Below are 12,879 nucleotides of genomic sequence, written 5' to 3'. Positions count from 1 at the left end.
ATTATATTGACTAAAAAGGTTTTAATCGTAGAAGACGAACATCGTATACGTGAATTAATATCAGATTATTTTAGTAATGAACATTGGATCGTATTTCAAGCAGAAAATGGAGTAGAGGGATGGTATGTATTTGAAGAGAAGATGCCTGATCTAGTCATTCTTGATCTTATGATGCCAGAAATGAATGGTTGGGAACTATGTCGGAAAATTCGGCAATATTCCAATGTACCGATTATTATTCTAACCGCAGTATCTGGCGATGAAAGGCAAATAGAAGGTTACGAATTAGGAGCGGATGATTATGTCACCAAGCCGTTTAGCCCTAAAGTGTTAGTCTCCAAAGCAGAGGTACTAATGCGAAGAGTCGATGGTCAGCTTGTTTCTGCTCATACTCCAATCGGTTTGGACGTGGTACTGAATACCTTAACTCATAGATTAGAACGAAAAGACGGCATATTTGACTTAACACCTAAAGAATATGGAATTTTACAGCTATTACTTCGCAATAAAGGTATTGTTCTTCCTCGGGATACGATATTGAGATCGATTTGGGGAGCGGAATATGAAGGAGATGAACGGGTTGTAGATACACATATCAAAAAGTTACGTAGTAAGATGGGCGTTGCCGCTGATTGTATACGTACGGTATTTGGTGTGGGATATACATTTGAGGAATCCGTATGAAAAGAACAGGGATCACCACTAAATTATTTTTAGCTACAGCATCTATTTTTGTTCTGTTTTATGTGATTGTTCTGGTTAGCCAAATTTTGGTGTTTCCAGAGTTTTATGAACATCAAAAAATGATTCAGCTCGAAAAGAATGCAGTTGAGCTGACTTCAATATATCAAAAAGATCCTACTGCGCTTCGTGAGACAGGTTCTTCTTCCATCCTGCAATCGCATAAAAGAGAGATGAACTTTGCACTGACGGATTTTGATGGGAATATGACAGTCAATGATCCTTATCGTATGCGCTTGATTCAAAAAGACGGCACAGAAGTGGATGTCTCCTTATACTACATCGTCAGTGCGTACGGAGCAGAATTTAAAAAATTGAATCTTGCTGTTGGAACAGAACTCAAAATGTATGGTGAATTTGGTGAAAGTTCAAACAGTCGAACATTCTATCCTTACTATATTCAAACAAGTGATGGAAAAGATGTAGGTGTAAATGAACAGCAAAGTTCAGAAGATGCCGTTCAGGGCAAAATCATTTCTATCAGCTTACCTAGTGTAGTCAAAACAGAACAGCGATTAGGGCTTCTTTATGTAACTGTCGATGAATTTTTCCCATTAGAACAGACGTATATAGATCGCTTGAAAAGAATGGAACAGGTAGAACTCAAGTGGAAAAATCCATTTAGTGGAAGCCGAAGTGGTATTTTAATCCAGCCGTTACGTGAACAAAACGGCAACATCGAATTACTCTTTCTTGTGACTTCACTTCAGGAGATCAAAGAAACAAATAGTGCACTTCGATTATTTTATGCTTATTTGGGCGCTGGAGGCTTTATTCTAATTTTACTCCTTTCTGTACTGTATTCTCGTCTGGTGACCCGTCCTCTTCTTATGCTAAACAAACAAGCACACAAAATGAAAGAACTTGATTTTACAGGCGAGAAGCCTTTACCACGCAAAGATGAATTAGGGAATTTATCTGGGACTTTATTTGAATTATCCGGCAAATTAAATATGACGTTAGATGAGCTTAACAAAGCCAATGTTCAATTAAAAAAAGAAATTATACAGAATAAACAGATGGAGCAACTACAAAAGGACTTTTTTGCCAATGCTTCACATGAATTGAAAACCCCAATCAGTATTGTACGCGGTTTTGCAGAAGGAATACGTGATGGAATTAGTGTGGGCCGTCAGGAGCATTATGTGGAAGTTATTTTGGAGGAAAGCGCCAAAATGGAACAACTGGTTCAAGATATGCTTGACCTTTTGCGCTTAGAATCATCAGCAGTGAAGTTGTATAAGTCGCCTGTACTACTCAGTGAACTTACTCAAGACATGTTGGAGAAGCTGACTTATCAAATGGACGAAAAAGAACTTTCTGCACATCTTGTGTACAAGCAGGAGACAGAAATCAATGTTGATCCAGTCAAGATCGAGCAAGTGTTGTTGAACTTGATGACCAATGCGATCCGCCATGCCGAAAAAGGTAGCACGATAGAAATTCATATTTTGGGAACAGAACAAACGTGTCTGTATTCTATTTATAACAAAGGCGATCAAATTCCAGACGATTATCTAAAGCGAATCTGGGAACGCTTTTTTCGTGTAGAAGCTTCCAGAGATCGGAAAAGTGGAGGTACAGGTCTAGGACTAGCGATTGTTAAACGAATTTTGGAATTACATGAGTGTGAGTATAATGTGAGAAACGTAGAAGACGGTGTTATTTTTGAGTTAACTTTTAAAAAATACTCACGAAGTAAACCGGTTGTGGGAGGATATTGAACTATGGAAGCACCGTTTGAAAAAGAATTGCCCGCAGGACCCATCAACAAGTCAATGCTTCGCTATTTGTACAAATTGTTAAGTACGACGGGCATGCCTAAAAAAATACTGAGTATCGCTGCGCTTCTCAGTATTGCATCTTCAATGATTGGTCTCGTTTGGCCAGTGATGACAGGCAGATTTATTGACCAATTTAGTACAGGTGGAATTAATGGATTATTGATTATCCTACTTGTTGGCGTATTCCTGATGGAAGCATTAACGACAGGGGTTTCCTATTATATGTTAGCTTATGCAGGCAATCGCACAGTTACAATGTTACGTAAGCGATTATGGAGCAAAACGTTAGCATTGCCTGTTCACTTTTTTGATAATCACCGATCAGCAGATGTGATGAGCCGAATCAGCCGAGATACAGACGAGATTCGTACGTTGATTACAGAACATCTGATTTCTTTTTTCTCCAATGTACTGACCGTCATTGGCGCACTGGTCATTCTGTTCTGGCTAGATTGGCGTTTGACGTTGGTTGTTCTGCTAGCCGCTCCACTGGGTGCAGCAGTTATTATGCCAATAGGCGGAAAAATGTACAAAATTTCGATGAATATGTACGAGCAGTTGGGACAGTTTGCTTCCGTATTGACTCAGGTTATTGGAGAAATTCGATTAGTGAAGTATTCAAATGCGGAAAAGCGTGAAGAAAAAAATGGATTTGATAAAGTAGATCATTTATTTGAATTGAGTATGAAAGAAGCAAAAGTCTATGCTGTTCTTTCACCGCTAATGTCGATGATTATGATTGTACTACTTACGACTGTTGTTGCTTATGGAGGTATGCGTGTATCTTCGGGCGCTTTAAGCACAGGAGTGCTTGTATCTTTTGTATTACTTTTATTTCAGATTATGCTTCCGATTAATACATTCGCTACTTTTTATTCTAACTTGCAGAAAGTATCAGGAGCAGTAGAACGCTTAAAACCGATTCTGGAAGCAGAAGTTGAAGATGAACATGATGAGAAAGGTGCTATTATGCCTATCCTTACGCAAGATATTGTCTTTCACAATGTGGAGTTCGCTTACTCCTCTGAAGAACCTATTTTGAAAGGGATTAATGTATGTATGCATGCTGGACAAGTGACTGCATTAGTGGGCCCTAGTGGTAGTGGGAAAACGACTATATTTTCGCTGATCGAACGATTTTATGTACCTGATAAAGGGTTGATCACTTATGGTGAAAGATCGATTGCCGATTTCGATATTGCTTCTTTTCGCAGTAAAATCGGTTATGTTTCTCAAGAAAGTCCGTTAGTGGATGGAACGATCCGGGACAACATTATGTATGGACGTATAGATACGGTAACAGAAGCAGAGATGATAGAGGCAAGCCAACAGGCATATGCCCACGATTTTATTACCTCATTGTCTAAAGGTTATGATACCGAAGTCGGTGAAAGAGGAATCCGATTGTCAGGCGGTCAGAAACAGCGGATTGCTATTGCTCGTGCTTTACTGCGTAAGCCAGATATTCTGCTACTTGATGAAGCAACAGCGAGTCTGGATAGTGATTCGGAGCATGAAGTTCAGCAAGCTTTAGAGCATTTGATGAGCCGTTGTACAACGATCGTTATCGCCCATAGACTTTCAACGATTACGAATGCAGATCAGATTGTCGTTGTGGAGTTTGGACAGATTACAGGTACAGGACGACATGAAGAATTACTAAACACTCATTCTTCTTACGCAGAATGGACAAATAAACAGTTCCGGCAAACTCGAAGTCATGAGCCTCAACGTTTGATAGATTAATAAAAAAGCGGTCACTTTTATAGTGATCGCTTTTAGTGATAAGTAATGAATACGATTATTATTGTGTATATCTAGATGACTCAATTGACTGGTTAGATCGCATTAAATTGTAAATGAAATGTAGTCGATTCGCCGATTGTACTGGTCGCATACAACTTTCCACTATGCTGATCGACAATAGAACTGGCAATAGCAAGCCCTAAGCCATAGCCACCTTGCTTACGAGCACGTGAAGTGTCTGTACGGTAAAAGCGGTCGAAGATACGGATAAGATGCTCTGGTGCGATACCTTCGCCTGTATTGGTCACTGTCAGCGATACTTCATGTGGTTGGCGTTTGAGCGCAATAGTAATCGTACCCTGAGCATTGACGTATTTAATAGCATTATCCAGTAAGATCATAATTACTTGATGAATTTGCTCCTGACTACCGTTGATCCTAAGATTCGGTTCAATATGATAATCAAGAGTGAGTTCTTTTTCAAAAATAACAGCTTCCATCGTTAAGATAATACGCTCTGTCGTTTCACTAAGATCGAAAGGCGTGTAGACCATCTGTGTACGAGAACCTTCCATTTCGGTGAGATAAAGAAGGTCATTGGTTAAGCGAGCCATACGTTCTGTTTCTAACTTGATATACTCTAGCCATCTTGCCTGACTTTCGATCGTTTCTTCACGATTGGATAGAAGAACATCTGCATTGGTATTGATAATAGCCAGTGGTGTTTTGAGTTCGTGAGAAGCATCCGCAATAAACTGTTTTTGTTTATCAAAAGCTTCTTTGACAGGTTGAATCGAACGGTTCGCAAAAAATCGACTGGTGAAATATAACGCGACTAACATGATCAAGCCGACAGCCGCAAAGGTATAGATCAGATTTCGTAAAATATCTTGTTGAGCGGTAATATCGAGAAAAATCAACTTGTACCCTGAACCTGTAGGTTGTTTGATAAATGCCCAATCACTATTATCTAGCTTAAATTGTCCATTATCTTTGTTGATTGTTTTGGCTTCAGTTAGTGCCGATTGATACAAAGTGCTATCCATTTCAAAGGGAGAATGAGCGGCTGTCATATTCCAATTACTATCCGTCTCAATGGAAAAAGATAACGAGCGTTCTGTAAAGGTATTATCATTAGGTTGACCGTTATTATTCATACCGCCTGTATTGTGCATGCCACCCTGATTAGGTGGCATCTGTCCATTACCAGCATTGCGAGGATAAATAGTAGCAATTCGAGATAATTCACTACGAATATCATTTTGAGCATTGCGGTAGGTAATCGTATAGATCGAAGCAAATGCAAGTAGCATTAATACCGAGATCGTGACGAGATTAACAATCAGAAATCGATTACGAAGCTTGTTGAACATCAGGAAGTCACCTCTTCTAATACATAACCGACCCCACGAATCGTACTGATCTTGACTTGAGAGTGCAGAAAGTTGAGCTTTTTACGTAAAAAAGAAATATACACTTCCACATTGTTGTACTCTACATCAGAATCGAATCCCCATAACTTTTCAATAATCTGCTCTTTGGAAGTCACTCCTTGCTTGCGGGTAATAAGCAATTCGAGCAACTCATTTTCTTTCAAATTCAGCTTCATTTCTTTGCCATTAACGGATAACTTGAGATTGGCTGTATTTAATTGAATATCTCCAAATATAAGCCCTTCTTCCGGTAAAACTTCTCCTTTACGGCGGAGTGCAGCCCGAATACGTGCCAGTAATTCTTCTGCTGAAAAAGGCTTGGCGATATAATCGTCTGCGCCATAATCCAGTCCGATCACTTTATCTGTAATTTCTCCTTTGGCAGTTAGCAAAATAACAGGTGTTGCGACTCCTTGCTGACGCAACGTTTTGAGAACACTTATGCCGTCCATTTCAGGCATCATAATATCCAGTAAGAGCAGATCATAGATACCGGTCTGGGCATAATCTAGCCCTGTCCGTCCATCATGTACCGCATCAACAGAATAATGATTTTTTTTCAAAATTTGTGTTAATGCTTCTGCTAAATGCAGTTCATCTTCTACTATTAATATTCGCATAATGGTGATCACCCTTTAGTTGTTGTTCTATGATACATTAATAATAATGGTCAAAGCTTTAGCCAATCTTAAACCTTATTACTGTATCGACCAGATCTGCGCCAAATTTGAATATATCTAAGAAAGTGGGCTTATATGAGTAAACCAACAATGCGTACTGTTACAATAAACATGCCTAAAGAATATGAGTATAGACAGCTTCATTTCATGTACCAGACGATACAATTATTTACGATTAAGAAATACGTAGATATGTCTCCAGACGATTTTGATTTTGATCTACATATCGAAGATCTGTTTCTATATAAAGGAATTCTAAGTTGTGATGCCCAAACAGGTGAAGTAAGTACATATTATTTTCCGCAATATAAAGTATTAAATCTAAGTAGCAGTCAGAATACAAGTACTTTATTCTATCTAGCCTATAGCGATGATTATCGTATGCTGTACTGTTATAAACGTGATCTTGAAGCAGAAGTCGATCAGCTTGTATTCACCCAAGATATCAGTGATGCTTATGAACCGTCGATCAATCGTGTATGGTCTGTACATCATTTCTATTCACTAAATGAGCGGTATGCGCTAATTGCTTATTTGTTGCCAGGTCAACAAAGAGGTTATAACTATGCATTGATCGATGCACTAGAGCAGACGATGATTCCTTTTGTACCTAATGATATGATTCGAAATATAGATTGTATTATGGGATTCAACTGCAATGGAACAGAATATCTGCTAATCAAGACAGGTGAACATATGGTACATGAACGAAAAATAGATTGGGAATATAACCGTCCAGAAGTAGAGCAATTAATAGTGATTGCAGTCGATGAATTTATCTCCAACGTTCAATCTAGTGATATAGACTTGAGTGATTTTGTTATACATTCTTCTCAAAGTCATGAAGCTTTTGCAGATTTACTTATATTAGATCAGCAATTAATCATTTTAGTAGAACGATTTGATACAGAAGATTCTCTAGTGATGTTATACACTGTGGATAACCAAAAGACTGAATATATTAGTTATCCACATGTGTATAACAAATTATATCATCTGAACCAAATCTTTTATGCTACTCGTAAGTCGGATACATCGACTCGATTGTATAAGTTACATACAGGCGAGCAGATTACTGAGATTTTGCAACCTCAAGGAGTGGTTACGATGATAGAAGAAGGAATCATTACAATAGATCAGCGTCTGGGAAGTGAAGATCGACAATTCTATATCTATAATGATCAGGGATGTACATTATGGACAGAAGATTGTGCATGGATCGATTACAAGCAGCGATTTATATTAAAAATAAAACAAGGCTGACTTTATTCTTCTTATAGAAGCGAATTATATACATTATTCATTATTGCCATGTGCGCTATATGCGTCATGGCTTTTTTATGTTTTGTAGAAATGTTTTCGCAATGTAAAACATTTAAGATTCACTAAAGGTTAGGGCTGTAAGATTCAAATATAAGCAAGCGAGGCACACCACTACAACCAAACAAACCAATAAATAAAAACCTAATACATGTATACACGAAAGGAAATGATCCACATGGCAATCGAAGTATTTAACCGCTACGAAAGTAAATATTTGATGGACACTCAGTCTTACTTTAAATTGTATAACGAATTATTGGAACATATGGAAGTCGATGAATATTGCAAGCAACATGATTTCTACTCGATCAGCAATCTGTACTTTGATACACCGCATGATTCCTTGATTCGGATGAGTCTTTCCAAACCCAAATATAAAGAAAAATTGCGCTTACGCGCTTACGGTGTTCCTGGTGAACATGCCAAAGTATATCTAGAGATCAAAAAGAAAGTGATGGGACTGGTGAACAAACGCCGTACAGCGTTAAAGCTAGATGAAGCGTATGAATTTGTTCGTACCGGTATTGCTCCACCGTATCAAGAGTATATGAATCAGCAGGTATTGAACGAGCTGACTTACTTTTTGCAAATCTATGATCTGGAACCTAAATTGTACCTCTCCTATGATCGCAAAGCGTTATTCAGCAAGCACAATCGTGATTTACGAATTACATTTGATAGCAATATCCGTACCCGACGCTACGATCTGAAATTAGAACAAGGCGATTATGGCGACCAACTGATGGACAAAGGACAATGGCTGATGGAAGTCAAAGCTGAAAAAACAATTCCATTATGGTTATCGCAAAAGTTGTCCGAGCATCAGATGTACCGTACCAGCTTTTCTAAATACGGCAACGAATACAAACAACTATTGAAATCAAGATTAAACCAACCTGTAGAAACGATTCCAACTGAAAAGGAGAGCATTCTTTATGCTTGATTCATTACTGACTGCGGCTACAACAACAACAGACCTAACGTTAACCACTTCGTTACTCACGATATTTGTCGCTATTGTTCTAGGCGGATTGATTAGCTTTACGTATATGAAAACCAACCCGAGCGGGTACTCACAGAATTTCACGTTAACGATGGTACTGCTTCCTGTCATCGTCGCTATCATCATTTTATTGATCGGTAGCAATATCGCAAGAGCGTTCAGTCTTGCCGGTGCCTTCTCGATTATCCGCTTTAGAAGTGCTCCTGGCGATCCGAAAGATATCGCTTATGTATTGTTCACAATGGCAGCAGGGCTTGCTTGTGGCACAGGATATTTCGGTTATGCAGTACTATTCACCATCATCCTCTGTGTCATGATGTTTGTGTTAAATCGCTTCAAATTTGGCGTTAGCAAAAAATTGCAAAAAACACTCAAAGTCACGATTCCTGAAAACTTAGCGTATGATGAAGCATTTGCTGAAGTCTTCAACCAATTTAACGTACAGTATGATTTGAAAAAAATTAGAACGACCGAGCTTGGAAGTCTGTATGAACTGGTCTATCTGGTTACGATGAATCAAGTCACCAACCAGAAAGAATTTCTAGATGCGATCCGGTGCAGAAATGGCAACCTCGATCTGTCTTTAACGATGAGCCCAACAGCGGCAGAAGCATATTAAATGACCACACTCCAACCAACAATCGAAGGGAACGATTACGATGAAAAAATGGATAACAAAAACAAACTTGAGCATTGTTCTTCTCAGTACACTGGCATTATCAGCTTGCAGTTCAGCCACACCGACAGCCACCGAGGCATTAGCGGCGGCAACTAGCTCAACCGCTACAGTGTCTACAACAGCAATAACTGCTTCCTCTTCCACGGCGTTGAAAGTCTCGGATCTAGTGACTTTTGACAGTGGCGATGATGCTATCGATTGGAAATCATCCGACTATACAGCGATTCAATTAACAGGCTCCAGTGCTACGATTACAGGCAATGGCGCAACTACAACCAGTAGCATCATTACAATTACCGCAGGTGGTACGTATGTGCTTAGTGGTGAACTGACAGACGGACAGATTGTTGTCGATTCGCAGGATGATGAAGATGTGATACTGGTATTGAATGGCGTAACGATTACAGATAACGATAGCGCGCCAATCTATATCAAAGAAGCTAAAAACGCATTTATTACATTAGCTGATGGTACTGAAAATGTGATCACGGATGGAGCAACGTATACATTAGCAGATGATACCACAGATGAGCCTAGCGCAGCGATTTTTAGCAAAGCCGATCTAACGATCAATGGGGAAGGTACATTATCGGTCAAAGCCAATTATAAAGATGGAATCACAAGTAAAGATGATCTAAAAATCGTATCCGGTACACTGAATATCACAGCAAAAGATGACGGGATTGTAGGTAAAGATATGGTTGCGATCGAAGAGGGTACATTCCATATTGTAGCGGGTGGCGATGGTATTAAATCGACGAATAATACTGATGCCGATAAAGGATTTATTGCTATTGCAGGCGGGACATTTGATATTCAATCGACCAACGATGGTATTCAATCTGAAAAGCAATTAGTGATCGACGATGGAACATTTAATATTGTATCCGGTGGAGGTCATACTCAAGCGGAAGCAAAAGTTGAAGAGCAACCCGGTCAAGGCGGAGGATTCGGTGGACGACAAACTCAAGATGCTCAAGCTACAGCCACAACGTCTACAGAGACAGCAACATCTTCAACCGATACCGATGCAACAGCTACCGAATCAACGAGTACCAAAGGGCTGAAAGCAACAGGCGATATCACGATTAATGAGGGTATGTTCACAATAGATTCCGCAGATGATGCTGTTCATAGTAATGCAACTGTACATGTCACAGGCGGTACACTTGAAATTGCGACAGGCGATGATGCTATGCATGCTGATGTGGATCTGAATATCTCGGGTGGCAAAATCAATATTACAACCAGTTACGAAGGGTTAGAAGCAACCAATATTAATGTATCTGGTGGAGACACCAATGTCATAGCTTCTGATGACGGTGTAAATGCTTCGGGTGATGCGAATATCACAACGACAGAGACTTCAACAACAGAACCAACTCCAACAGAGTCCAGTACGACAGCAACAACGTCTACAGATCCTACATCTACAACAGATCCAGCAGGTAACAGCGCGCCTCCAGGTGGATTCGGTGGAGGTCAAGGAAGTTCTCAAAATGCTTTATTAAATATTACAGGTGGTACACTCACTGTAGATGCTCAAGGCGATGGATTAGATTCCAATGGATCCATCACAATGTCAGGCGGAACTGTGATCGTGAACGGCCCAACAACGAATGGAAATGGTTCACTCGATTATGATGGTACTTTTGAGATGACAGGTGGATATGTAGTTGCTGTCGGAAGTTCAGGCATGACTCAAGCACCTTCTGATGATTCTACTCAAGCGGCAATCAGTATGAGTTATTCTGCCACTCAAAATGCAGGCACATTAGTTCATATTCAAGATAGCGAAGGTAAAAATATATTAACTTTGGCACCGACAAAAGATTACCAATCGGTTGTAGTCAGCTCACCGGATCTAGTGAAAGGTAGTTCATATTCTATCTATACAGGTGGAACATCTACAGGTACAGCAACAGATGGACTATATGCAGACGGTGAATACACAGGTGGTACTAAAGTGGTTGATTTTGAATTGGCGAGCCAGATTACATGGGTGAACGAATCAGGTGTGACGACAGCTAATACAGGATTTGGTGGGGGCGGAGGTCAAAGACCGTCTAGAAATATGACGAACAACACAACAACAGATAGCACATCAGATACGGCACAATAATCTTTTTTATACTGTATATGAATATAACCTAACATGAAAAATAAGGATATCAGATAAATAAGCTGATATCCTTATTTTGTGTTATATAAAATAACATATTATTTGCATAAATATACAAAAGTATTGAGTTATTGCATATTATATCGTTATAATCAATATTAATATTACATTAATGTGATATTAAGTTACATAAAATTTACGATGATGTTAGTATGATCTACTTATTGAGGGGGATGGATATGAAATTATCAGTACAATGGAAACAAAAATGGTGTATTTCGATGTTAACAGCGGTATTGTTAATGCCTGTCATGAGCTATTCGGTATCAGCGGCAACAGAAACGAGCACCACTTCTCAGACTACAGCTGTACAAACATCTTTGCCTAAGATCAAGATTCTTGCTACAGGCGGAACGATTGCTGGCTCTTCCGAATCCAACACCGATGTAACTGGATATAAAGCAGGTGCACTAGGGATTGATGTACTGATCAATGCGGTACCTGAAATGAAAAAAGTAGCAGATATTAGTGGCGAACAAATTGCTAATGTGGGTAGCCCTGATATAGACAATGCTGTTCTGCTCCAATTAGCCAATCGGATCAATGAGTTACTGGCTTCAGATGATGTCGATGGGATTGTAGTAACACATGGTACAGATACATTAGAAGAAACGGCTTATTTTCTAGATTTAGTTGTCAAAAGTGATAAGCCTGTAGTCGTTGTAGGCGCAATGCGTCCAGCAACAGCGATCAGTGCGGATGGTTCATTTAACTTATACAATGCGGTCAAAATTGCGAGTAACCCTGAAGCCACTGGCAAAGGTGTGATGATTGCTCTCAATGATCGGATTGGCGCAGCACGTTATATTACCAAAACTAACACCACAGGAACAGATACATTTAAATCAGTAGAACAAGGTTATCTTGGTGTAGTATCAGGCAATAAAGTGTACTTTTATAATCAATCTACACGCAAACACACAGCCAATACTATTTTTGATGTGAAAGGCATAACGGAATTACCACAGGTTGATATTTTATACGAATATCAAAATAATGGTAGTTATCTGTATGATGCGGCAGTAGCTTCAGGCGCTAAAGGCATTGTAGTGGCAGGGAGTGGCAATGGATCGTTATCTACACGTTCAAGTGAAGGTGCCGCTAGGGCTGTTGATCAAGGAGTAACCGTAGTTCGTTCTACACGTACAGGTAGCGGTGTTGTCACTCCGTTAGATTCGGATGCTGAAATTGGAACACTATATGCAGATTCACTTAATCCGCAGAAAGCCCGTATTCTGTTGATGCTAGCACTTACTCAGACCAAAGATCCTACGACCATTCAAAGTTACTTTGAAGCTTATTAAAAGT

General features: G+C 39.4%; 10 protein-coding genes. 8 read left to right on the top strand and 2 right to left on the bottom strand.

The features are described from left to right. The first annotated feature begins 6 nt into the window (after positions 1 to 6). The 3 genes from PaeCFBP13512_RS16615 to PaeCFBP13512_RS16605 are packed head-to-tail and all read left to right on the top strand — an operon-like array spanning position 7 to position 4,271. Positions 7 to 684: a response regulator transcription factor gene (locus PaeCFBP13512_RS16615; RefSeq protein ID WP_069326481.1), complete on the top strand. Its 678-nt coding sequence runs from the start codon at positions 7 to 9 to the stop codon at positions 682 to 684. Then, positions 681 to 2,465, top strand: coding sequence for a sensor histidine kinase (locus PaeCFBP13512_RS16610; RefSeq protein ID WP_137224693.1), 1,785 nt, complete (start codon positions 681 to 683; stop codon positions 2,463 to 2,465). Before PaeCFBP13512_RS16615 ends, PaeCFBP13512_RS16610 begins: the two co-directional genes overlap by 4 nt. Before the next feature lie 3 nt (positions 2,466 to 2,468). Further along, on the top strand, positions 2,469 to 4,271 hold the full coding sequence (locus PaeCFBP13512_RS16605) for an ABC transporter ATP-binding protein (RefSeq protein WP_137224691.1): 1,803 nt from the start codon (positions 2,469 to 2,471) through the stop codon (positions 4,269 to 4,271). Positions 4,272 to 4,363: 92 nt separating this feature from the next. Here PaeCFBP13512_RS16605 and PaeCFBP13512_RS16600 read toward each other — a convergent pair whose 3' ends face one another. Both PaeCFBP13512_RS16600 and PaeCFBP13512_RS16595 read right to left on the bottom strand, forming a co-directional pair. Further along, entirely contained in the window at positions 4,364 to 5,644 is a 1,281-nt protein-coding gene (locus PaeCFBP13512_RS16600; RefSeq protein ID WP_137224689.1) for a sensor histidine kinase, read from the bottom strand. Beyond that, positions 5,644 to 6,324, bottom strand: coding sequence for a response regulator transcription factor (locus tag PaeCFBP13512_RS16595; RefSeq protein WP_137224687.1), 681 nt, complete (start codon positions 6,322 to 6,324; stop codon positions 5,644 to 5,646). The genes PaeCFBP13512_RS16600 and PaeCFBP13512_RS16595 overlap by 1 nt, the downstream gene beginning before the upstream one ends. A 135-nt stretch (positions 6,325 to 6,459) precedes the next feature. On the opposite strand from PaeCFBP13512_RS16595, the gene PaeCFBP13512_RS16590 reads away from it, so the two are divergent. The 5 genes from PaeCFBP13512_RS16590 to PaeCFBP13512_RS16570 all read left to right on the top strand — a co-directional run bounded on the left by PaeCFBP13512_RS16590 (position 6,460) and on the right by PaeCFBP13512_RS16570 (position 12,875). Continuing rightward, a complete protein-coding gene (locus tag PaeCFBP13512_RS16590; protein ID WP_137224685.1) occupies positions 6,460 to 7,647 on the top strand; it encodes a hypothetical protein in 1,188 nt (395 codons plus the stop codon). Between the two features lie 235 nt (positions 7,648 to 7,882). Beyond that, the gene (locus tag PaeCFBP13512_RS16585; protein WP_137224683.1) at positions 7,883 to 8,650 is read left to right on the top strand and encodes a polyphosphate polymerase domain-containing protein; all 768 of its coding nucleotides are present in this window, start codon (positions 7,883 to 7,885) and stop codon (positions 8,648 to 8,650) included. Next, positions 8,643 to 9,329, top strand: a complete 687-nt coding sequence (locus PaeCFBP13512_RS16580; RefSeq protein ID WP_137224681.1) for a DUF4956 domain-containing protein — start codon at positions 8,643 to 8,645, stop codon at positions 9,327 to 9,329. Before PaeCFBP13512_RS16585 ends, PaeCFBP13512_RS16580 begins: the two co-directional genes overlap by 8 nt. 40 nt (positions 9,330 to 9,369) lie before the next feature. Next, positions 9,370 to 11,511, top strand: coding sequence for a carbohydrate-binding domain-containing protein (locus PaeCFBP13512_RS16575; protein ID WP_137224679.1), 2,142 nt, complete (start codon positions 9,370 to 9,372; stop codon positions 11,509 to 11,511). A 281-nt stretch (positions 11,512 to 11,792) separates the two neighbouring features. Then, on the top strand, positions 11,793 to 12,875 hold the full coding sequence (locus PaeCFBP13512_RS16570; RefSeq protein ID WP_441343339.1) for a type II asparaginase: 1,083 nt from the start codon (positions 11,793 to 11,795) through the stop codon (positions 12,873 to 12,875). Positions 12,876 to 12,879 lie beyond the last annotated feature (4 nt).

Source organism: Paenibacillus sp. CFBP13512, assembly GCF_005233705.1.
Taxonomy (GTDB): Bacteria; Bacillota; Bacilli; order Paenibacillales; family Paenibacillaceae; genus Saccharibacillus; species Saccharibacillus nuruki.
This window is presented reverse-complemented; position numbering and strand designations above follow the sequence as displayed.

Excerpts from the sequence above, each read along its gene's own strand:
- PaeCFBP13512_RS16610 (WP_137224693.1), top strand. The coding sequence starts at position 681 with ATGAAAAGAACAGGGATCACCACTAAATTATTTTTAGCTACAGCATCT.
- PaeCFBP13512_RS16605 (WP_137224691.1), top strand. The coding sequence starts at position 2,469 with ATGGAAGCACCGTTTGAAAAAGAATTGCCCGCAGGACCCATCAACAAG.
- PaeCFBP13512_RS16600 (WP_137224689.1), bottom strand. The coding sequence starts at position 5,644 with ATGTTCAACAAGCTTCGTAATCGATTTCTGATTGTTAATCTCGTCACG.
- PaeCFBP13512_RS16595 (WP_137224687.1), bottom strand. The coding sequence starts at position 6,324 with ATGCGAATATTAATAGTAGAAGATGAACTGCATTTAGCAGAAGCATTA.
- PaeCFBP13512_RS16590 (WP_137224685.1), top strand. The coding sequence starts at position 6,460 with ATGAGTAAACCAACAATGCGTACTGTTACAATAAACATGCCTAAAGAA.
- PaeCFBP13512_RS16585 (WP_137224683.1), top strand. The coding sequence starts at position 7,883 with ATGGCAATCGAAGTATTTAACCGCTACGAAAGTAAATATTTGATGGAC.
- PaeCFBP13512_RS16580 (WP_137224681.1), top strand. The coding sequence starts at position 8,643 with ATGCTTGATTCATTACTGACTGCGGCTACAACAACAACAGACCTAACG.
- PaeCFBP13512_RS16575 (WP_137224679.1), top strand. The coding sequence starts at position 9,370 with ATGAAAAAATGGATAACAAAAACAAACTTGAGCATTGTTCTTCTCAGT.
- PaeCFBP13512_RS16570 (WP_441343339.1), top strand. The coding sequence starts at position 11,793 with ATGTTAACAGCGGTATTGTTAATGCCTGTCATGAGCTATTCGGTATCA.